The following is a 19,195-nucleotide window of genomic DNA, read 5'->3' on the forward strand; positions in this document are numbered from 1 at the left end:
CACTCAGAGCCGGTGCTCCCGCGGCGGATGCCGGGCGACGCGGAGACGCATGAGGGCTCTGGCCTTGCCCGGTACACGCGACGTGTTGACGAGGGCCGCCTCGACGAGGCGCAGGGGGCAGCCCAGTTCCGCGGACCTGCCGATCGCCCGGAGGATCGGCACCGCATCCCGTTCCTCGCCGTGCACGGCGATGTCCAGGGCCGTCCGGAGCGGCGTCGTCACGGACACCCCGCCGACCAGGTTGACGTCGAACGGACCGAGCGCCACCTGGTGCATGACCGCCGGTGTGAAGGGCGGCAGTGCCGTGGTGCGGCGCCGATGGTCCGTGACGAGGCTGATCAGCGCGGGCGGCGGAGCGCAGCCGTAAACCCAGGCCGCGCAGGAGCGGCCCAGTGCCACGCGCGGCCGGATCGAGCGGGGGATGCTGCGGACGGCGGCCTGTGCACGCGTGGCAGGGTCCTCCCTGAAGTCGCTGCGGAGGTACGAGTTGCCGATGACGAGGTGCACCAGCCCGTCGAGCCGCATGCCCTGAAGCTCGGCGGAGGAGAAGATCTCCCCGGCATGGAAGATCGCGCCCCCGGTTGACGTGACGGGCTGCCCGGCCGTGCCCAGGACGCGCTCCGGAGGTGCTGCGCCATCGACTCTGTCCAGGGGGGCCATCGTCCCAGCATCCTCACCGCCGGAACCCCGGAGAAGCCCCGCCGTGCCGATGTGGACAAGCCCGAGGGCCACCGGCAGGACGGCGCACGCCGCGGTCGGGCGGCGCGGGGGAGGGCCTGCGGCCAGGAGAAGCCCCGGGCGGACCTCGCGGGCATCCGAGCCAGTGCACCCGCGCCGGGAGCGCGCCTCCCGGCGAGCGGGCCTCCCGCGGGAGGCCCGCTCGGCTAGGAGAAGTCCTGAGCGGACCGCTGCAGCATCTCGAGCCACTGCTCGCGCGCCGCGAGCGCCTCCCTGGCGGTGGCGATCTTCTTGGCATTGCCTGCGCGCTCCGCGTCGGCCAGGTCGTCCTTGAGCTGCGCGATGGTCGCCTCGAGCTGGCTCAGCGCGCTGTTGGTGCGTGCCTTCGTCTCGGGGTTCGTCTTCGTCCAGTGCTCGTCATCGGCGGCCTTGACGGCATCCTCGACCTTGCGGAGGCCTGCGTCGATGCGTCCCATGTCGGCGCGGGGGACCTTGCCGGCCTCGTCCCAGCGGTCGCGCACGGATTGCAGCGCCTTCTTGGCGGCGGCGAGATCCCTGATGGGCAGGATCTGCTGGGCCTCCTTCAGGAGTGCCTCCTTGGCCGTCAGGTTGCCCGAGTACTCCTCGTCCACGGCTTCGTTGGCGGCCTTGCGGGCCTCGAAGAAGCGGTCCTGGGCCGCGCGGAAGCGGGCCCAGAGGGCGTCGTCGTCCTTGCGGCTGGCGCGCTTCGACGACTTCCACTCGTCCATGAGGTGGCGGTACTCGGCAGCGGTCGAGCCCCAGTCCGTCGAGTCCGAGAGCTGCTCGGCGCGCTTGATGAGCGCTTCCTTGGCCTGCTTCGCCTCGGCGTTGTCGCTGTCCAGCTGGGAGAAGTAGGCGCGGCGGTGGCGGTCGAACACGGTGCGTGCGGACCGGAAGCGCTTCCAGAGGGCATCCTCTGTGCCCCGACCGAGCCTCGGACCGGCCTTCTGCGCGGCCTTCCACAGCTCGAAGAGCTCGTTCATGCGCGTGCTGCTCGCCTTCCACTGGACAGTGGAGGGGTCGCGTCCCGCGAGTTCCTCGGCTTCGGCCACGATCGCCTCGCGGGCGGCCAGCTCCTTCGCCTTCAGGGCGTCCTGTGCTGCCCGCTCCGACTTCTCCAGGCCGCCGATCTCCACGAGCAGAGCCTCGATACGCGCCTCGAGCGTGAGCACGTCACCGACCATCTTGCGTTCGCCGACCTGCGCGCGCAGGTGCTTCGCGGTCTTGGCCATGTCCGAGGACGGCGCCTTCGCCTGGACGCGTTGCTCCAGCAGCGCGACCTGACTCACGACGTCGTCGTACTTGCGCACGAAGTAGGACAGCGCCTCCTCGCGGGTCGCGTCGGGGTACTGGCCCACCGGGTGCTCGGCGCCGTCGACCAGGAGGAAGACGTGGCCGTCCTCCTCCACCCGGGCGAACCTGCCGGCTTCCTCGAGGGAGGTGCTGTGTGCGGGCGGGGCCGCCAGGGGCTGGGCCTTCTTCTTCAGCGGCCGCGGTGCCATGGCGGTGGGCAGCGGCGGGCGCGGAGGGGCGGTGCTCGGCGACGGCGTGCTCAGCGGTGCGGGCTCGGCGGCCAGCGGGACCGACGGCTCCGCCGCACCGGTGTCACCGGTCGCATGCGTCGCAGTGTCGCCCTCGGAGGATGCCGCCGCCGGGCCTGCCGGGGCGTCCTCACCGGATGTGGTCGGTGCTCCGGCGTCAGCGGGTGCTTCGGGTGCTTCGGCGTCAGCGGGTGCTTCGGCGGCGTTCGCGGGTGCTTCCGTGGCTGCGCCACCAGCCGACACCGGCGCTTCGACGTCTGCCGGTCCGCCGGCCGCGGAAGCGGCTTCGGGCTCTCCTGCGGCAGACGCCTCGGCCTCCGGGGTCCCCGCGGTGTCGGCAGCCGGGGCGTCCGACTCGTGCTCGGCGGCGACCGCAGGCGTGGCCGGGTCCGTGTCCTGGAGGTCGGTCGCAGGCGCGCCCGGAGCCGGGGCTGATGCCGTGGACGCGGACACGCTGGCGTCATCGCCTGCCGCAGCGTCCTGCTGCGTGTCCTGGCCGATGGTCGTTTCGTCGGATTGCTGACTGTCTGTCACCGCTAGAAGTCTTTCGCTCGTCGGATGGCCGTGAGCAACGCCGGGGCCATTTCATGCTGGGTCTAGGAGTCTATCGACCCGGTCCGTCGGACAGCGGCGGGAGAGCCCGCCGAACGAGTCTCCTCAGCGCCCACCGATCTTCCGGAGCAACGCGGCACCTGCCCTGAGGTTACTTTACCCACTGGCCCCCGATCCGCGGCATGGCGCGGGCCGTATCCGCCCGAGCGGCGGTCCGAGCAGCCGCTTTTCCGCAGGGTCCCACCGGGACCTAGGATGAAGGCCGCAGAACCGGTCCGCGACGCCGCACACGACGGCGACCGGCCCCCACCGCAGGAGGAGATCCACCCCATGGCCCGCAAGGCATCACTGTCCGGCTTCCCCGAATGGCTCCCGGAGGAGCGCCTGATCGAGCTCCACGTCCTCGGGGTGCTGCAGCGGACGTTCGAGCTGCACGGCTTCTCCAGCATCGAGACCCGCGCGGTCGAGACCGTGGAACACCTCCTCCGCAAGGGCGAGATCGACAAGGAGGTGTACGCGGTCTCCCGTCTCCAGGCCGATGAGGCATCCGCCTCCGAGAGCGGCCTCGCGCTCCACTACGACCTGACCGTCCCCTTCGCGCGCTACGTCGTCGAGAACGCGGGCCACCTGGCCTTCCCCTTCCGCAGGTTCCAGATCCAGAAGTGCTGGCGCGGCGAACGGCCGCAGGAGGGGCGTGCGCGCGAGTTCACGCAGGCGGACATCGACGTCGTGGGCGACGGCGTCCTCCCGTTCCGCTACGACGTCGAACTGGCCCTCGCCGTGGTGGAAGCCCTCGGTGCCCTGCCCATCCCTGACTTCACGCTGCGCGTGAACAACCGGAAGCTGGCCGAGGGCTTCTACCGGGCCATCGGCCTCGAGGACACCGCCGCGGTGCTGCGCAGCATCGACAAGCTCGAGAAGATCGGCCCCGACAAGGTGGGAGCGCTGCTGCGCGAGGAGGTGGGCGCCACCGATGACCAGGTGCGCCTCGCCCTCGACCTCGCGGGTATCCGCACCAACGACACGTCCTTCGCGGAGCGCGTGCGGGCCCTCGGGGTCACGAACGACCTCCTCGAGGAGGGCCTCGAGGAGCTGCGCCAGGTGGTCGGCGAGGCGTCGCGGCGTGCGCCGGGCCGCGTCGTCGCCGATCTGAGCATCGCCCGGGGGCTCGACTACTACACCGGTACCGTCTACGAGACGGTCCTGAACGGGCACGAGGCACTCGGCTCGATCTGCTCCGGCGGCCGCTACGACGCCCTCGCCCGCAAGGGCAACCGCACCTTCCCCGGCGTCGGGCTGTCCATCGGCGTCACCAGGATCGTCTCGCGCATCCTCAGCCAGGGATTCGCGACGGTCTCCCGCTCCGTGCCCACCGCCGTGCTCGTGACCCTGGCCGACGACGACGCGTGGTCGCAGGCGCAGGACGTCGCCGCGGCGCTGCGCGGTCGCGGGATCTCGGCGGAGGTCGCGGCGAGCGCGGAGAAGTTCGGCAAGCAGATCAAGTTCGCCGACCGGCGCGGCATCCCCTTCGTCTGGTTCACATCGGCCGAGGGTTCGCACGAGGTCAAGGACATCCGCTCCGGCGAGCAGGCCCCGGCGGATCCGGCGTCGTGGACGCCGCCCGCGGACGACCTCCGCCCCGTGGTGACGACGGCGTCATAACCCGGACGGCCCGGGCCGCCGCGCCGGGTGCTCAGACCCGGGGGATCTCCGCCGCGGATCCGGTCCGCCGCGCCGGGTTCCCGGGTCGGGGAGTGACCGACGCGGGATCCGGCCCGCCGTGCGGAGCCGTCGTCGTTCCCCCTTCTCCGACGCGGAGTGCGCCGGCACCGGCGTGTCCCGGTGCGACACCGGCTTCTACGTTCGAAACCGGGGGACGACGACGGGCGAGCAGGACGGACGTGCCCCTCACGACCTCCTGCGTCGGCGCACGAGGACGGCCGCGCGCACAAGAACTCCTCCGGCGAGCACCGCGACCATCGTGAGGACCGACGTCGCCGGGAGGGTGAAGGCCAGGACGAGGCAGGCCGCGGCGCCGACGGCGTTCAGCCAGCGCGGTGCGTACCACTGCCGTTCGGTGAGGGAGAACGCCGCGGCGTTCGCGATCGCGTAGTAGACCAGCACGCTGAAGCTGGAGAAGCCGACGACGGTCAGCACGTCCGTGGCGATCAGGAGGACTACGACGACGACGGCCGAGACGATGTCCGCGACCCACGGCACGGCGTAGCGGACGGAGACGCGGGCCAGCGCCGGCGGGAGGTCGCTGCCCCGCGCCATGGCGAGGCTCGTGCGGCCGACCCCTGCGATGAGGGCGAGCAGTGCGCCGAGACTCGCCAGCGCTGCGGCGGCGGTGACGACGGCGCCCAGGACACCGTCCACCCGTGGCGGCGCCGCGGCCTCGACGACCTGCCGCAGCGGGGCGGTCGTCGCGGCGAGCCCGGCGGGCCCGAGGGCGTGCAGGAGGGACAGCGCCAGCAGCACGTACAGCACCAGGGTGAAGCCGAGCGCGCCGAGGATCGCCGCGGGGATGGTGCGTCGGGGCTCCCGTACCTCCTCGCCCATGGTCGCGATCCGGGCGTATCCCGCGAAGGCGAAGAACAGCAGCGCCGCGGCCTGCAGGACGCCCCCGGCGCTCCCCGGGCCGCCGCCGGCCGCCTCGGGTGCTGCGGGGGAGGCGAACCCGACGACGACGACGAAGGCGAGGACGGGCACCACGAGCGCGACGATCACGCGGGTCGCCAGCGCCGTGCGGGTCACGCCGAGGAGGTTCACCATCGTCAGGGCGACGACGGCGGCCACCGCGGCGGGCTTCTCGGCGCCGGGCGCCGCATAGAACCCGAACGTGAGCGCCATCGCGGCGCACGAGGCGAGCTTGCCCGTGACGAAGCCCCATCCGGCGAGGAATCCCGCCCAGTCGCCCAACTGCTTCCGCCCGTACACGTACGTCCCGCCGCTGGAGGGGTAGCGGACGGCGAGGGACGCCGTCGCGGAGGCGTTGCAGTAAGCGACGAACCCCGCGATCCCGACGGCGAGCGGCAGGAGACCCCCGGCGGCGGCGGCGGCGGGCGCGAAGACGACGAAGGCACCGGCCCCGATCATGGCGCCGACGCCCACCGTCGTGGCATCGACGCCGCCCATGGCGCGGCGGAGTCCGGGCTGCTCGGACATGGTCCTCCTCGGGTCGGGCGCTGGATGATCGGCGGTGGAGGACGGGTCCTGGCTGTCGGGGCGGCTGAACCGGGACCGGTAAGGTTGGTCGGGCTTGAACCAACTCTAGGCAGGCGCTCCCGAAGCCTGCGATTCATCTGACACATTTGTGGGAAGGAATGCTGTGCTCCGCACGCATGAACTCGGCTCCCTCCGGCCCGAGCACGTAGGACAAACGGTCACCCTGGCAGGCTGGGTCGCCCGCCGCCGCGACCACGGCGGTGTGGCGTTCCTCGACCTGCGCGACGCGTCCGGCGTCGCCCAGGTGGTGGTCCGCGAGGAGGACGTGTTCTCCAGCCTGCGCAACGAGTACGTCCTGCAGATCGTCGGCACGGTGCACCAGCGCCCCGAGGGCAACGAGAACCCCGCCCTGTCCACGGGTGCGATCGAGGTCATCGCGGACACCGTCACGATCCTCAACACCTCGGACCCCCTGCCGTTCCAGATCGACGAGCACGTCGAGGTGGGCGAGGAGGCGCGTCTGCGCCACCGCTACCTCGACCTCCGGCGGCCCGGTCCCCAGGCCAACCTTCGCCTGCGCTCCGAGGCGAGCCGGGTCGCACGCGAGCTGCTCCACGCGGACGGCTTCGTGGAGATCGAGACGCCCACCCTGACCCGATCCACTCCCGAGGGCGCGCGCGACTTCCTGGTGCCGGCACGCCTCGCACCGGGCTCCTGGTACGCCCTCCCGCAGTCACCGCAGCTCTTCAAGCAGCTCCTGCAGGTCGGCGGGTTCGAGAAGTACTACCAGCTCGCCCGCTGCTACCGCGACGAGGACTTCCGCGCCGACCGCCAGCCCGAATTCACGCAGCTCGACATCGAGGCGAGCTTCGTCGAGGAGGACGACATCATCGCCCTCGGCGAGCAGCTCGTCTCCGCCCTGTGGAAGCTCATCGACGTCGAGATCCCCCTCCCCATCCGCCGCATGACCTACGCCGACGCCATGGCCAGGTACGGCTCGGACAAGCCCGACCTCCGCTTCGGGCTCGAGCTGACCGAGCTGACGGACTTCTTCAAGGACACCGGGTTCGGCGTCTTCAAGGCGCCCTACGTCGGTGCCGTCGTCATGCCGGGCGGTGCCTCGCAGCCGCGTCGTCAGCTGGACGCCTGGCAGGAATGGGCGAAGCAGCGCGGCGCGAAGGGCCTCGCCTACGTCCTGATCGACGACGACGGCAGTCTGCGCGGACCGGTCGCCAAGAACCTCACCGACGCCGAGCGGGAGGGCCTCGCAGCCGCGACCGGCGCCAACCCCGGCGACTGCATCTTCTTCGGCGCCGGTGACCGCACGTCGTCGCGCGCCATCCTCGGTGCCGCGCGCGTCGAGATCGGACGACGCACGGGACTCATCAAGGAGGGCGACTGGGCGTTCGTCTGGGTGGTCGACGCCCCCATGTTCGAGCCCGCGTCCGCGGCGGTCGCCGCCGGGGACGTCGCCGTCGGAGGAGGGGCCTGGACGGCCGTCCATCACGCCTTCACGTCCCCGAAGCCCGAGTTCCTCGACACCTTCGACACGGATCCCGAGAACGCCCTGGCCTACGCGTACGACATCGTCTGCAACGGCAACGAGCTCGGCGGCGGGTCCATCCGGATCCACCGCCGCGACGTCCAGGAGCGCGTGTTCGCCGTCATGGGCCTCGGCGCCGAGGAGGCGCAGGAGAAGTTCGGTTTCCTCCTCGAGGGCTTCAAGTACGGCGCGCCTCCCCATGGCGGGATCGCGCTCGGCTGGGACCGCGTGGTCTCCCTGCTCGCGGGCACCGACTCCATCCGGGACGTCATCGCCTTCCCGAAGTCCGGTGGCGGTTTCGACCCGCTGACGGCCGCGCCGGCGCCCATCACGGCCCAGCAGCGCAAGGAGGCCGGCGTCGACGCGAAGCCGAGGACCGACGCGAAGGCAGAAGCGAAGACCGACCCGAAGTCCGGGCCCATGACCGGGGCCTGACCGGTACGCCGGAGTCTCCGGCACGCACTGAGGAGGACGGGGCACCCGGGTGCCCCGTCCTTCGCATCGGGGTCCCGGGCTGATCGCTGTCGGACGAATTGTGACGGTTCATCCGCGGGCGCGGCCGCTCTGTGAAATACTCGGCGGAGTATGTGCTCCGGGGTCGGTGTAAGTCCGAACCGGCGGTTATAGTCCGCGACCCGTCCACGAGCTGCGCACCCGCGCGATGAGTGGACGGTTGAGCCGGTGGAATTCCGGGACCGACAGTCAAAGTCTGGATGGGAGAAGCACACACGGCAGGGACTCGCCGCTGCCCGGGAACGGGTGACGGTCCTGTCGCGGCCTCGCCGCGACAGCGTGTCCCTCCTTCTGTCATCCCCGGAGCCGTCGTATCGGCGAAGGATCGGCATGGACTTTCTGCAGTGGCTCTTCGAAGCCCGCATCCCCGTAGGCAACGGCTCCCTCCTGCTCCGCGAGGTGGTGGGCAACATCTTCGGCCTGCTCAGCGCGTTCGGCGGCATGCGTCGTCGCGTCTGGGCGTGGCCCGTCGGCATCGTCGGCAACCTCCTGCTCCTCACGGTCTTCCTCGGTTCGCTCTTCGGTACGGCGAGCGCGGTGAACCTGCTGGGGCAGGCCGGGCGTCAGGTCATGTTCATCGCGGTCTCCGTCTACGGCTGGCGGCAGTGGCAGGCCAGCCGGAACCGCGGGGGACAGGCCGTCGTCCCGCAGTGGGCCGGCAACAGGGCGCGCCTCGGGATGGTCGCCTTCCTGCTCATCGGCACCCTCGCGCTGACACCGCTCTTCCGCATGCTCGGCTCCTACGAGCCCGTCTGGGCCGACGCCTGGACCTTCGTCGGGTCGCTGCTCGCCACCTACGGCATGGCCAAGGGCTGGGTGGAGTTCTGGCTCGTCTGGGTCGCCGTGGACGTCGTGGGCGTCCCGCTGCTGTTCAGCGCGGGCTACTACGCCAGCGCCTTCATGTACATCTTCTACGGCGGCTTCACGCTCGTCGGCTTCTTCGTGTGGGCGCGTGCCCAGCGGACGGCGAAGCCCGGCGTCGAGACGCTCCTCCCGGATCCGACCCTCCGGTGAGGACCACGGCGCACGGAATCGAAGGGGTCACGCCGGCGGAGTCGGCAGCGCTGCTGCGTGCCCTCGACCTCGCCGCGTGCGGCGTGCGGGGCGCCAACCCCCTTGTGGGCGCCGTCCTGCTCGCCCCCGACGGCGCCGTCCTCGGCGAGGGCCACCACCGGGGAGCAGGCACGCCGCACGCCGAACCAGCCGCCCTCGCCGACGCCCGGGAGCGCGGCAACGACCCGCGGGGCGCCACCATGGTGGTGACCCTCGAGCCGTGCGACCACACCGGCCGGACCGGCCCGTGCAGCACGGCACTCCTCGAGGCCGGCGTCGCCCGCGTGGTGTACGCGGCCGACGACGTCGATGCTGCCGCGGCGGGTGGCGGGCAGCGGCTGCGCGCCGAGGGCGTCGACTGCGTCGCGGGTCACGAGGCCGCCCGCGCCCGGGAGCTGAACGAGCGCTGGGCCGCTGCCACCTCCGCGCGGCGCCCCTTCGTCACGCTGAAGTCGGCGCAGTCCCTCGACGGCCGGGTGGCTGCCCCGGACGGCACCAGCCAGTGGATCACCGGCGCCGAGGCCCGCGCCGACGGCCACAGGCTCCGCGCCCTGGCCGACGCCGTCCTGGTCGGCACGGGCACCGTCCTCGCCGACGACCCGCAGCTGACCGCACGGCCGGGTACGGCACCGTCCGACGCCGCACCGACCGGCAGCGCACCGACCGGCGCAGCGCCCGTCGACTCGGCGCGGCCGGGCACCCCGGCGTCGGCGCGGAGTGCGGGTCTGCGCGTGGTCATGGGCCGCAGCGCCGTACCCGACGCCGCCGCGATCCGCGGCGAGGGGTTCCTCCACCTGCCGACGCGGGATGTGCACGAGGTCCTCGACGCGCTGTACACCCGGGGCGTCCGCCACCTCCTGGTGGAGGGAGGCCCCCGGATCGCCTCCGCCTTCCTCAGGGCCGGCGTGGTCGACGAACTGTTCAGCTACGTCGCCCCGCTGCTCCTCGGCAACGGCGCACCGGCGTTCCCCGGGCTCGGCGTCGAGACGCTCTCCGGCGCGACACGGTGGGTGCCCGACGACGCCGGGGGCCCCGCCGTCGTCCGGCTCGGAGCCGACGTGCGGCTGCACCTGCGGCCCCCGTCCCTCGCCCCCTAGCGGTACGTGGCCTCCCGCCCACGCTCCGGCTCTCCTCCCGCCTCCCCACCCGAAGGAAGTACCAGTGTTCACAGGAATCGTGTCAGAGCAGGGCAGCGTCGTCTCCCTCGACCTCGCGCCCGACGGCGAGAGCGGCCTCCTCGTCGTCGAGGCGCCGGAGACCGGGAAGGACCTCGCACCGGGCGCCTCGATCGCCGTCAACGGCGTCTGCCTCACCGCCGTCACGCTCGACGGCGCCCGCGTGGGCGTCGACGTGATGGGCGAGACCCTCCGCCGGACCACCACGGGCGGGCTGGAGCCGGGAGCGCCCGTCAACCTCGAGCGGTGCGTGCCTGCCGGCGGCCGCCTCGACGGTCACGTCGTCCAGGGGCACGTGGACGGGATCGGTGTGCTGCTCGAGCGCGAGGACCTCGGCGCGTGGCACCGGCTCCGTTTCGGGCTGCCCGCGACGCTCGGCCGGTACGCGGCGGAGAAGGGCTCCGTGGCGATCGACGGCGTCTCCCTGACCGTCACCGCCGTCAGCCCGGCGGACGACGCCGAGCAGTGGTTCGAGGTCGGACTCATCCCGACGACGCTCCGGGAGACGGGCCTCGGCGCCAAGGTCCTCGGCGACCCGGTGAACCTGGAGATGGACGTGCTCGCCAAGTACGCCGAACGGCTCCTCGGCTTCGCCGCCGCCGACGCGCGGCGGCAGACCACCGGGGGAGCGCAGTGACGGCACGCGTGCCGGCCGCAGCCGACGGACCGGTGCGGCTCGATCCCGTGGAGGCCGCCATCGCCGCCCTCGCGGCGGGACGTGCCGCCGTCGTCGTGGACGACGAGGACCGCGAGAACGAGGGCGACATCGTGTTCGCGGCCGAGGACGCCACCCGGGAACTGGTCGGGTGGACCGTGCGCTGGACCTCGGGCGTGCTCTGCGTGCCGCTGCGGGCGGACGACGCCGACCGGCTCCTCCTGCCGCCGATGACGGCGGTCAACGAGGACTCCAAGGGCACGGCGTACACCGTCTCGTGCGACGCCGCGGCCGGGGTCGGCACGGGGATCAGCGCCGCCGACCGCGCGTGGACCGCCCGTGTGCTCGCCGACCCGTCCAGCGGTCCGCGCGACCTCACCCGCCCGGGGCACGTCTTCCCGCTGCGCGCCGCACCGGGCGGAGTGCGCGAGCGGCCGGGACACACGGAGGCCGGCGTCGAGCTCTGCGTCCTCGCGGGCAAGCGGCCTGCCGCCGTCATCGCCGAACTGGTGCACGACGACGGCGACATGATGCGCCTGCCCGCGCTCCGGCGCTTCGCCGACGAGCACGGGATCCCGCTCATCTCCATCGAGGACCTCGTCGCCCACGTGGCGCACAGAGCCCCGGCGCTGCACGGCGCGGCCCCGCCCGCCCCCGCAACCACGACCACCACGACCACCACGACCGACCCCACCGAAGGAGCACCATGAGCGGCCACGGAGCACCCAGCATCGACGTCAGCGCACTGACCACGTCAGGGGGCGCACCCCTCCGCCTCGCGATCATCGCCGCGAGCTGGCACACCGAGATCATGGACGGCCTGCTCGACGGCGCCCGCCGCGCCGCTGCCGACGCCGGGGCCGACGTCACCGAGATCCGCGTCCCGGGCAGCTTCGAGCTGCCCGTCGCCGCGGCGCGCCTCGCACCGCACGTCGACGCCGTCGCCGCCCTCGGCGTCGTCATCCGCGGCGGTACGCCCCACTTCGACTACGTGTGCCAGGCGGCGACGTCGGGACTCACCGACGTGAGCGTGAGCACCGGTGTGCCCGTCGGATTCGGCGTGCTGACCTGCGACACCGAGCAGCAGGGGCTCGACCGGGCGGGCCTGCCCGGCTCCTCGGAGGACAAGGGCTACGAGGCGGTGTCGGCGGCACTCGCCACGGCCGCCGTCCTCCGCCCCTGGGCGCCGTAGCCCGATGCCCGGGTCCGGCGGTCGGAACGCGCGTCGCGTGCCCGATCCGCCCGACGACGGCCGGAGGCAGTCGGAGGCGTCCGTCACACGACGGCCGCCGCGGGACGGGGCGGCCCGGCGAGCCGATAGCCTAGGGAGGTGAAAACCTTTGAATCCCTGTTCGAGGAACTCAGCGCGAAGGCCGCCGACCGCCCGGCCGGCTCCCGGACCGTCGCCGAGCTCGACTCCGGCGTGCACGGCATCGGCAAGAAGGTCGTCGAGGAGGCCGCCGAGGTCTGGATGGCCGCCGAGTACGAATCCACGGAGGACGCCGCCGAGGAGATCTCCCAGCTGCTCTACCACCTGCAGGTCCTCATGCTCGCGAAGGGGCTCACCCTGGAGGACGTCTACAAGCATCTGTAGCCGCGCCGGCGCCACCCGCCCGCGGCCCCTGCTTGCCCTCTCCTCCTCCACCGAAGGATTCCTCCCATGCTCCGTGTAGCAGTCCCCAACAAGGGCGCCCTGTCCGAGGCCGCGTCCGCCATGCTCGCCGAGGCCGGCTACCGCCAGCGCCGCGACCCCCGCGAGCTCGTGCTCGTCGACCCCGAGAACGAGATCGAGTTCTTCTTCCTCCGCCCCCGCGACATCGCGGTGTACGTCGGCTCGGGCACGCTCGACGTCGGCATCACCGGCCGCGACCTCTTCCTCGACGCACAGGTCAACGCGGAGGAGCTTCTGCAGCTCGGCTTCGGCGCCTCCACCTTCCGGTTCGCCGGTCCCGTCGGGGACTTCTCCTCCGTGGAGCAGCTCGAGGGCCGCAGGCTCGCCACGAGCTACGAGGGACTCCTCAACGACTACCTCGCCGGGCGCGGCATCACCGCGTCCGTGGTCCGGCTCGACGGCGCCGTCGAATCCTCGGTGCGTCTCGGCGTCGCGGACGCGATCGCCGACGTCGTGGAGACCGGCAACACGTTGCGGGCCGCGGGCATGGAGATCTTCGGGGAGCCCATCCTGCAGAGCGAGGCCGTCCTCATCGGCCGGGCGGGTGCGGACGCACCGGCAGGGCTCGACGTCCTGCTGCGGCGCCTGCAGGGCGTCCTCGTGGCACGCCAGTACGTGATGATGGACTACGACATCCGCACCGACCTCGTGGACCGGGCCGCGGCCCTCACGCCCGGACTCGAGTCGCCGACCATCTCCCCGCTGCGCGACTCCGAGTGGGTCGCCGTCCGTGCGATGGTCAAGCGGAACCGGACCAACCGCATCATGGACGAGCTGTACGACCTCGGTGCGCGCGCCATCCTCGTCAGCACCATCCACGCCTGCCGGATCTAGGGGCAGCCATGACCGTCGCCATCCGCGTCATCCCCTGCCTCGACGTCGACGCCGGGCGCGTCGTGAAGGGCGTCAACTTCGAGGACCTGCGCGACGCCGGCGATCCGGTGGAGCTCGCCCACCGGTACGACCGCGCAGGAGCCGACGAACTGACGTTCCTCGATGTCACCGCCTCCTCCGGCAACCGCGAGACGACCTTCGACGTCGTCGCACGGACCGCCGAAGAGGTCTTCATCCCCCTGACCGTGGGCGGGGGAGTCCGCGAGATCTCCGACGTCGACCGCCTCCTGCGCCACGGTGCGGACAAGGCGTCCATCAACACGGCGGCCGTCGCACGCCCGTCCGTGATCGACGAGATCACGGCGCACTTCGGAGCGCAGGTCCTCGTGCTCTCCCTCGACGCGCGCCGCACGCGGGACGGCAGCACGCCGTCGGGCTTCGAGGTGACGACCTACGGGGGCCGCAAGGGCACCGGCATCGACGCCGTCGCCTGGGCCAGGGAGGCCGCTGACCGGGGGGTGGGGGAGATCCTGCTCAACTCGATCGACGCCGACGGCACCAAGGAGGGCTTCGACCTCGAGCTCATCCGGGCGGTCCGGGCCGCCGTCGGCGTGCCGCTCATCGCTTCGGGTGGTGCCGGCAGGCCCGAGCACTTCCCGCCGGCGGTGCAGGCAGGAGCCGACGCCGTCCTCGCGGCCTCCGTCTTCCACTTCGGTCCGATGGACGCCATCGCCCGGGTCAAGGCGGCCATCCGCGAGGCGGGGTTCCCCGTCCGTTAGCGCGTCAGGGTGCATCCGGCGCGGCGGCCCAGACCCGGGGTGGGGTTCCCACGGCTCCGGGTACCCGGCGCGGCGTCCCGGACGCACAGGTGCTGGCGGGTGCTGACCCGTCCCGGACCTCAGAGGCCTACGTCGGCGCTCTCGAGCAGGGCGACGGCGTCCGGCTGACCCTCGAACGTGACCAGCGCCTGCTGCCGTCGCCCATGGGCGTGGAGCAGCAGTTCGCCCGGATCACCGACAATGGCCACCGACACCGGTGCGCGCTTGGCGACGTGCCTCGGCCCGTCCGGCCTCACCAGCACGACGCCGAGATCCACCGCCCGGTAGAGGATGGCCGCCCGTTTGACGAGTTCCTCCCACAGCGCGTCCGCGTAGTCCTCGTCGAGCGCCCTGGGCGCCCAGCGCGTCGTGGCACGGCGGACGTCCTCGGTGTGCACGAAGTACTCGATGAGGTTGGTGCTCGTGTCGATCGAACTGATACGCATGGGCGACAGTGCGGGAGGGCCGGCCGAGAAGCGGTTCACCAGGGCCTCGTACCCCGCCGGGGACGCAGCGCGCTCGGCCGTCTCCCCGATGGCGCGCTCCGTGACGGGAGCCAGCCTCCGGATGACCATCCCGAGACTGAACACGGGCTTGTGCTCCCGCAGGTACAGGTGCGCGGCCAGGTCGCGCGTCCGCCACCCTTCGCACAGGGTGGGGGCGTCGGGGCCGGCTGCCAGAAGCGTCTCGGCCAGGACCTCGCGGGACGGGGTTACGAAGTGCATCACAGCTGAAAATAGCACGCCGCACCTCCGCGGGGGCAGGTGCGGGGGCGCATCCCGGGGACCGCACTAGAATCAGGGGTGATGCCTCCCTCCACTCCTTCCCCGTCCTCGTCCGGAACGTCCCCCGCGGGGCCACCCGACGAGGAGCGCCCGGCCCTCGATCCGGCCATCGCCGAAGCCCTCAAGAAGGACGACGCCGGCCTCGTCGCCGCCGTCGTGCAGCAGTACGACACGCTCGAGGTGCTCATGCTCGGCTGGATGGACGAGGAGGCCCTCCGGCGCACCCTGACGAGCGGCCGCGTGACCTTCTACTCGCGTTCCCGCGCCGAGTACTGGCGCAAGGGCGACACCTCCGGCCACCGCCAGTGGGTGAAGGGCGTGGCCCTCGACTGCGACGGCGATGCCCTGCTGGTCACCGTCGACCAGGAAGGCGCCGCGTGCCACACCGGCACCAGAACCTGTTTCGACGGGCGCGCGCTCCCCGCCGCGACCGCCGACCGTCCCGAACCCGAAGGATCCTGACCCCATGCAGCAGCTGGGCACCATCAGCCCCACCCTCGAGGAGTTCCGCGCCCTGGCGAGGGCCCGCCGCGTGGTGCCCGTGCACCTGAAGGTCCTCGCGGACGCGCACACTCCCATCGGTATCTATCGGAAGCTCGCCGCCGGGCAGCCCGGGACGTTCCTCATGGAATCGGCGGCGGTCGGCGGTGTGTGGTCGCGCTACTCCTTCATCGGCTCCCACTCCCGGGCCACGCTCACCACCCGCGACGGCGAGGCGTACTGGCTCGGCGAACCGCCGGCGGGTGTCCCGGTGGGCGGCGACCCCGTGGAGGCCCTCCGCCTCACCGTCGAGGCGCTGCGCACCGAACGGTTCGAGGACCTACCCCCTTTCACCTCGGGCATGGTGGGCTTCGTGGGCTGGGAAGCGGTCCGGCACTGGGAGCGTCTCACGAGCCCGCCCGAGGACGACCTGCTGCTGCCCGAGCTCGCGATGTGCCTCGTCTCGGACCTGGCCATCCACGACAACTCCGAGGGCTCGCTCACGCTGGTCGCCAACGCCGTCAACTTCGACGGCACCGACGAGCGGGTCGACGAGGCATGGCACGACGCCGTCGCCCGCATCCGTGCGATGCTCGCGAAGCTGGTGGCGCCCGCCGAACTGGCCGTCTCGGTGATGGCCGCCGACGCGCCGAGCGCCGAGCGCTCGATGGATCGGGTCCGCGAGTCCTGGTTCGAACCCGACTACCTGCGGGCCATCGAGCGCGGCAAGCGGGCGATCGTGGACGGCGACGTCTTCCAGGTCGTCATCAGCCGCCGGTTCGAGATCGAGTGCGACGCCTCCGCCCTCGACGTCTACCGGATCCTGCGCACCACCAACCCGAGCCCCTACATGTACCTCTTCAGCCTCGAGGACGCCGACGGGCGCGGCTACTCGATCGTGGGCAGTTCGCCCGAGGCCCTCGTGACGGTGACGGGTGACGAGGTCATCACGCACCCGATCGCCGGATCGCGCCCTCGCGGCAGGACCACCGAGGAGGACCGCGACCTCGCCGTCGAACTCCGCGCGGACACCAAGGAGAAGGCCGAGCACCTCATGCTCGTGGACCTGGCACGCAACGACCTCTCCAAGGTCTGCCTGCCGGGCAGCGTGGACGTCACCCAGTTCATGGAGGTGGAGAAGTTCAGCCACATCATGCACCTCGTGTCCACGGTGGTCGGCCGGCTCTCACCCTCGAAGACCGCCTACGACGTCCTCGCCGCGACCTTCCCCGCCGGGACCCTGTCCGGTGCCCCGAAACCCCGCGCCCTGCGGCTCATCGACGAGGTGGAACCGCACCGGCGGGGCATCTACGGCGGTGTCGTCGGATACCTGGACTTCGCCGGGGACATGGACATGGCCATCGCCATCCGCTCGGCCCTGCTGCGCGACGGCAAGGCGTACGTGCAGTCGGGCGGCGGGATCGTCGCCGACTCCGTCCTCGAGGCGGAGGCCCTCGAGACGGTCAACAAGGCCGCGGCGCCACTCCGCGCCGCGCTGACCGCGGCCGGGCTGCGGCCCGCGACGGCGGAGGTACCGTGAGCGCCGACCGTCCGGCCCCCGGCCGCCTCACCCGGCGCGGCATCGTGGTCCTCGGGATCGTGGTCCTCGCACTGCTCGCCTTCGGATCGACCACCCAGACCTGGCTCACCGTGCGCCTGCCGCAGGACGCCGTCCAGACGCCGGACCTCGCCATCCCCGGCAGCGACGCCTCCACACCCGTCACCGCGTTCGCGCTCGTAGCCCTCGCCGCGGCCCTCGCCGTGTCGATCGCAGGGCGTGTGGCCCGGTGGATCATCGCGGCCATCCTCGTGCTGTCCGGCGTCGGCATCGTGCTGTCCGCCGCCGCGGTCGCCCTCGACCCGGCCGGCGCGGCGGAGCCCGCCATCGGCACGGCGATCGGGGTCAGCAGCTCGGCGGGGGCCGAAGCGACCGCCGGCGCGATGCCCTGGCTCGCCGTGGCAGCCGGCGCCCTGCTGGTCCTCGCGGCACCGTGGGTGCTCCTGGCCGGCAGGATCTGGGGTGTGAACCGGCGGTACGACGCCGGCGCGGCCCGGGGCGTCCGTGCTCCGTCGGACGGCCTCCAACCCGCGGACGCCCTCCAACCCGGCGCGCCGGTACCGTCGACCGGTGACGTGGCTCCCGGCGTCGTCCCGCCTGTCCGCACGGGCCCGGACGAAGCAGCGGACACGGGGGCGGTCGGAACCCCCGCCCTGCCCGGCGCCGAAGCCGCCGGCGCCGGTGCGGACGCCGGTCGGCCGGAGCAGCCCGACCCGTCGGGGCAGTCCTCGCGGAGCAGCCGGACGAACACCCATGCGGACGAGATCGACAGCTGGGACGAGCTCTCCCGCGGGAACGACCCGACCGGCTGACCGACGGCTCCTCCCCGCACCGCCGGCACCGCCCTCCCGTCGCACCGCACCGCCTGCCCGTCGCACCGCCCACGCGTCGCCCGCACCACCCGTCGCGCCGCCCCCGTCGTCCGGCCGCGGCCCACCGCCTCCGTTCCGCCGCGCCGACCCATCAATGGCAGAATGGAACGAGACCCGTTCGAAGGAGATTTCCCATGGCATCCGAGACCCGCGCCTCCGCTACCCGCAACACCCCCGCGAACCACGCCCAGATGGGCGACGAGACGATCGGTCACGGCAACAGCCCCGCCGCATGGACCTGCGTGCTCATCATGCTGGCTGGCGCCGCCGTGGCCTCCTTCGCCTACGTCCTGGCCAGCACGGAGGGCAACAAGGACTTCGGCACGCTGCTGTTCTGGGCAGGCATCGGGGTCATGTTCATCGGCCTGATCGTCGGTTTCATCCTCCGCAAGATCGGCTACGGCGTGGGTGGATCCAAGCTCAAGAACAACGGCCACTAGATGACGGTCCTCGACGACATCATCGAGGGCGTCCGTGAGGACCTCGCGGAGCGCCGCCGTGCGCGTCCCCTCGAGGACGTCCGCGCCGCCGCCCTCGCGGCGTCCGCCCCGCTGGACGCCTTCGCGGCCCTCGGCGCAGGGCGGCCCGGGACGATGGCCGTCATCGCCGAGGTCAAGCGCAGCAGTCCGTCCAAGGGTGCGCTGGCCGACATCGCCGACCCGGCGGCACTCGCCGCATCCTACGAACGGGGAGGCGCGGCGGTCATCTCCGTGCTGACCGAGGAACGGCGGTTCGGGGGGTCGCTCGCCGACCTCGACGCCGTCCGCGCGGCGGTGGGCCTGCCCGTCCTCCGCAAGGACTTCACCGTGGACAAGTACCAGATCTGGGAGGCCCGCGCCCACGGCGCCGACGTCGTCCTCCTGATCGTCGCGGCGCTCACCGACGAGGAGCTCGCCTCGTTCCTCGCCCTGACGCACGGGCTCGGCATGAACGCGATCGTCGAGACGCACACCGAGGACGAGGTCCGCCGCGCGGTCGCCGCCGGAGCCCCCATCATCGGCGTCAACGTCCGCAACCTGAAGACCCTCGAGATCGACCGGGACGTCTTCGGCCGCCTCGTGCACCTCATCCCGACAGGTACCGTCGTCATCGCCGAATCGGGGGTGCGGGACGCGAACGACGTCGCCGGTTACGCCGCCAGCGGCGCGCACGCCGTCCTCGTGGGGGAGGCACTCGTCCGCCACAGCGACCCCGCCACCACGATCGGGGCCTTCCGGCGGGCGGACCGCACCGCCGGGAACCCGGGAGTACCCGCACACGGCTGACACGACATCCCT

Annotated in this window: 19 protein-coding genes and 1 riboswitch; of the genes, 15 read left to right on the forward strand and 4 right to left on the reverse strand. The window is 72.4% G+C overall.

Annotated elements, in window-relative coordinates; genetic code table 11:
* Nucleotides 1-3: 3 nt before the first annotated feature.
* Together CXQ97_RS03990 and CXQ97_RS03995 are read right to left on the reverse strand one after the other, a co-directional pair.
* Nucleotides 4-660, reverse strand: coding sequence for a hypothetical protein (locus CXQ97_RS03990; RefSeq protein ID WP_104179549.1), 657 nt, complete (start codon nucleotides 658-660; stop codon nucleotides 4-6).
* Nucleotides 661-884: 224 nt separating this feature from the next.
* Nucleotides 885-2,774 carry a DUF349 domain-containing protein gene (locus CXQ97_RS03995; RefSeq protein ID WP_258062239.1) on the reverse strand — a complete coding sequence of 630 codons (1,890 nt, stop codon included), beginning with the start codon at nucleotides 2,772-2,774 and terminating at the stop codon, nucleotides 885-887.
* Between the two features lie 348 nt (nucleotides 2,775-3,122).
* Here CXQ97_RS03995 and hisS point away from each other — a divergent pair, with 348 nt between their 5' ends.
* Nucleotides 3,123-4,454 carry a histidine--tRNA ligase gene (gene hisS / locus CXQ97_RS04000; protein ID WP_104179845.1) on the forward strand — a complete coding sequence of 444 codons (1,332 nt, stop codon included), beginning with the start codon at nucleotides 3,123-3,125 and terminating at the stop codon, nucleotides 4,452-4,454.
* Nucleotides 4,455-4,700: 246 nt separating this feature from the next.
* Here hisS and CXQ97_RS04005 read toward each other — a convergent pair whose 3' ends face one another.
* Complete coding sequence (locus CXQ97_RS04005) at nucleotides 4,701-5,960, reverse strand: APC family permease (RefSeq protein ID WP_104179550.1); 1,260 nt, start codon at nucleotides 5,958-5,960, stop codon at nucleotides 4,701-4,703.
* Nucleotides 5,961-6,123: 163 nt separating this feature from the next.
* On the opposite strand from CXQ97_RS04005, the gene aspS reads away from it, so the two are divergent.
* From aspS to hisF, 9 genes are all read left to right on the forward strand, one after another.
* Nucleotides 6,124-7,938, forward strand: a complete 1,815-nt coding sequence (aspS, locus tag CXQ97_RS04010; protein WP_104179551.1) for an aspartate--tRNA ligase — start codon at nucleotides 6,124-6,126, stop codon at nucleotides 7,936-7,938.
* A gap of 149 nt (nucleotides 7,939-8,087) precedes the next feature.
* Nucleotides 8,088-8,232, forward strand: a riboswitch (FMN riboswitch).
* A gap of 114 nt (nucleotides 8,233-8,346) precedes the next feature.
* Nucleotides 8,347-9,030, forward strand: coding sequence for a nicotinamide riboside transporter PnuC (pnuC, locus tag CXQ97_RS04015; RefSeq protein WP_104179552.1), 684 nt, complete (start codon nucleotides 8,347-8,349; stop codon nucleotides 9,028-9,030).
* On the forward strand, nucleotides 9,027-10,166 hold the full coding sequence (gene ribD / locus CXQ97_RS04020) for a bifunctional diaminohydroxyphosphoribosylaminopyrimidine deaminase/5-amino-6-(5-phosphoribosylamino)uracil reductase RibD (protein ID WP_258062241.1): 1,140 nt from the start codon (nucleotides 9,027-9,029) through the stop codon (nucleotides 10,164-10,166). Before pnuC ends, ribD begins: the two co-directional genes overlap by 4 nt.
* A gap of 64 nt (nucleotides 10,167-10,230) precedes the next feature.
* Nucleotides 10,231-10,881 carry a riboflavin synthase gene (locus tag CXQ97_RS04025; protein ID WP_104179553.1) on the forward strand — a complete coding sequence of 217 codons (651 nt, stop codon included), beginning with the start codon at nucleotides 10,231-10,233 and terminating at the stop codon, nucleotides 10,879-10,881.
* Nucleotides 10,878-11,609 carry a 3,4-dihydroxy-2-butanone-4-phosphate synthase gene (gene ribB, locus CXQ97_RS04030; RefSeq protein WP_181034965.1) on the forward strand — a complete coding sequence of 244 codons (732 nt, stop codon included), beginning with the start codon at nucleotides 10,878-10,880 and terminating at the stop codon, nucleotides 11,607-11,609. The genes CXQ97_RS04025 and ribB overlap by 4 nt, the downstream gene beginning before the upstream one ends.
* A complete protein-coding gene (ribH, locus tag CXQ97_RS04035; RefSeq protein ID WP_104179554.1) occupies nucleotides 11,606-12,091 on the forward strand; it encodes a 6,7-dimethyl-8-ribityllumazine synthase in 486 nt (161 codons plus the stop codon). Before ribB ends, ribH begins: the two co-directional genes overlap by 4 nt.
* A gap of 138 nt (nucleotides 12,092-12,229) precedes the next feature.
* A complete protein-coding gene (locus CXQ97_RS04040) occupies nucleotides 12,230-12,493 on the forward strand; it encodes a phosphoribosyl-ATP diphosphatase (RefSeq protein WP_104179555.1) in 264 nt (87 codons plus the stop codon).
* A 66-nt stretch (nucleotides 12,494-12,559) separates the two neighbouring features.
* Nucleotides 12,560-13,405 (forward strand): ATP phosphoribosyltransferase, encoded by an 846-nt coding sequence (gene hisG / locus CXQ97_RS04045; protein WP_104179556.1) that lies wholly within the window; start codon nucleotides 12,560-12,562, stop codon nucleotides 13,403-13,405.
* Between the two features lie 8 nt (nucleotides 13,406-13,413).
* Nucleotides 13,414-14,184 carry an imidazole glycerol phosphate synthase subunit HisF gene (gene hisF / locus CXQ97_RS04050; RefSeq protein ID WP_104179557.1) on the forward strand — a complete coding sequence of 257 codons (771 nt, stop codon included), beginning with the start codon at nucleotides 13,414-13,416 and terminating at the stop codon, nucleotides 14,182-14,184.
* 119 nt (nucleotides 14,185-14,303) lie between these two features.
* Here hisF and CXQ97_RS04055 read toward each other — a convergent pair whose 3' ends face one another.
* Nucleotides 14,304-14,948 carry a TIGR03085 family metal-binding protein gene (locus CXQ97_RS04055; protein ID WP_104179558.1) on the reverse strand — a complete coding sequence of 215 codons (645 nt, stop codon included), beginning with the start codon at nucleotides 14,946-14,948 and terminating at the stop codon, nucleotides 14,304-14,306.
* A gap of 81 nt (nucleotides 14,949-15,029) precedes the next feature.
* On the opposite strand from CXQ97_RS04055, the gene hisI reads away from it, so the two are divergent.
* The 5 genes from hisI to trpC all read left to right on the forward strand — a co-directional run bounded on the left by hisI (nucleotide 15,030) and on the right by trpC (nucleotide 19,183).
* Nucleotides 15,030-15,470 (forward strand): phosphoribosyl-AMP cyclohydrolase, encoded by a 441-nt coding sequence (hisI, locus tag CXQ97_RS04060; protein WP_104179559.1) that lies wholly within the window; start codon nucleotides 15,030-15,032, stop codon nucleotides 15,468-15,470.
* Between the two features lie 4 nt (nucleotides 15,471-15,474).
* Entirely contained in the window at nucleotides 15,475-17,028 is a 1,554-nt protein-coding gene (locus CXQ97_RS04065; RefSeq protein WP_104179560.1) for an anthranilate synthase component I, read from the forward strand.
* Nucleotides 17,025-17,858: a Trp biosynthesis-associated membrane protein gene (locus tag CXQ97_RS04070; RefSeq protein WP_104179561.1), complete on the forward strand. Its 834-nt coding sequence runs from the start codon at nucleotides 17,025-17,027 to the stop codon at nucleotides 17,856-17,858. Before CXQ97_RS04065 ends, CXQ97_RS04070 begins: the two co-directional genes overlap by 4 nt.
* 251 nt (nucleotides 17,859-18,109) lie before the next feature.
* Nucleotides 18,110-18,358: an HGxxPAAW family protein gene (locus CXQ97_RS04075; RefSeq protein ID WP_104179848.1), complete on the forward strand. Its 249-nt coding sequence runs from the start codon at nucleotides 18,110-18,112 to the stop codon at nucleotides 18,356-18,358.
* A complete protein-coding gene (gene trpC, locus CXQ97_RS04080) occupies nucleotides 18,359-19,183 on the forward strand; it encodes an indole-3-glycerol phosphate synthase TrpC (protein WP_104179562.1) in 825 nt (274 codons plus the stop codon).
* Nucleotides 19,184-19,195: the final 12 nt, after the last annotated feature.

It is taken from the genome of Arthrobacter sp. B0490 (assembly GCF_002929355.1).
Taxonomy (GTDB): domain Bacteria; phylum Actinomycetota; class Actinomycetes; order Actinomycetales; family Micrococcaceae; genus Arthrobacter_D.

Excerpts from the sequence above, each read along its gene's own strand:
- CXQ97_RS03990 (WP_104179549.1), bottom strand. The coding sequence starts at position 660 with ATGGCCCCCCTGGACAGAGTCGATGGCGCAGCACCTCCGGAGCGCGTC.
- hisS (WP_104179845.1), top strand. The coding sequence starts at position 3,123 with ATGGCCCGCAAGGCATCACTGTCCGGCTTCCCCGAATGGCTCCCGGAG.
- CXQ97_RS04005 (WP_104179550.1), bottom strand. The coding sequence starts at position 5,960 with ATGTCCGAGCAGCCCGGACTCCGCCGCGCCATGGGCGGCGTCGATGCC.
- pnuC (WP_104179552.1), top strand. The coding sequence starts at position 8,347 with ATGGACTTTCTGCAGTGGCTCTTCGAAGCCCGCATCCCCGTAGGCAAC.
- ribH (WP_104179554.1), top strand. The coding sequence starts at position 11,606 with ATGAGCGGCCACGGAGCACCCAGCATCGACGTCAGCGCACTGACCACG.
- hisG (WP_104179556.1), top strand. The coding sequence starts at position 12,560 with ATGCTCCGTGTAGCAGTCCCCAACAAGGGCGCCCTGTCCGAGGCCGCG.
- hisF (WP_104179557.1), top strand. The coding sequence starts at position 13,414 with ATGACCGTCGCCATCCGCGTCATCCCCTGCCTCGACGTCGACGCCGGG.
- CXQ97_RS04055 (WP_104179558.1), bottom strand. The coding sequence starts at position 14,948 with ATGCACTTCGTAACCCCGTCCCGCGAGGTCCTGGCCGAGACGCTTCTG.
- hisI (WP_104179559.1), top strand. The coding sequence starts at position 15,030 with ATGCCTCCCTCCACTCCTTCCCCGTCCTCGTCCGGAACGTCCCCCGCG.
- CXQ97_RS04065 (WP_104179560.1), top strand. The coding sequence starts at position 15,475 with ATGCAGCAGCTGGGCACCATCAGCCCCACCCTCGAGGAGTTCCGCGCC.
- CXQ97_RS04075 (WP_104179848.1), top strand. The coding sequence starts at position 18,110 with ATGGGCGACGAGACGATCGGTCACGGCAACAGCCCCGCCGCATGGACC.
- trpC (WP_104179562.1), top strand. The coding sequence starts at position 18,359 with ATGACGGTCCTCGACGACATCATCGAGGGCGTCCGTGAGGACCTCGCG.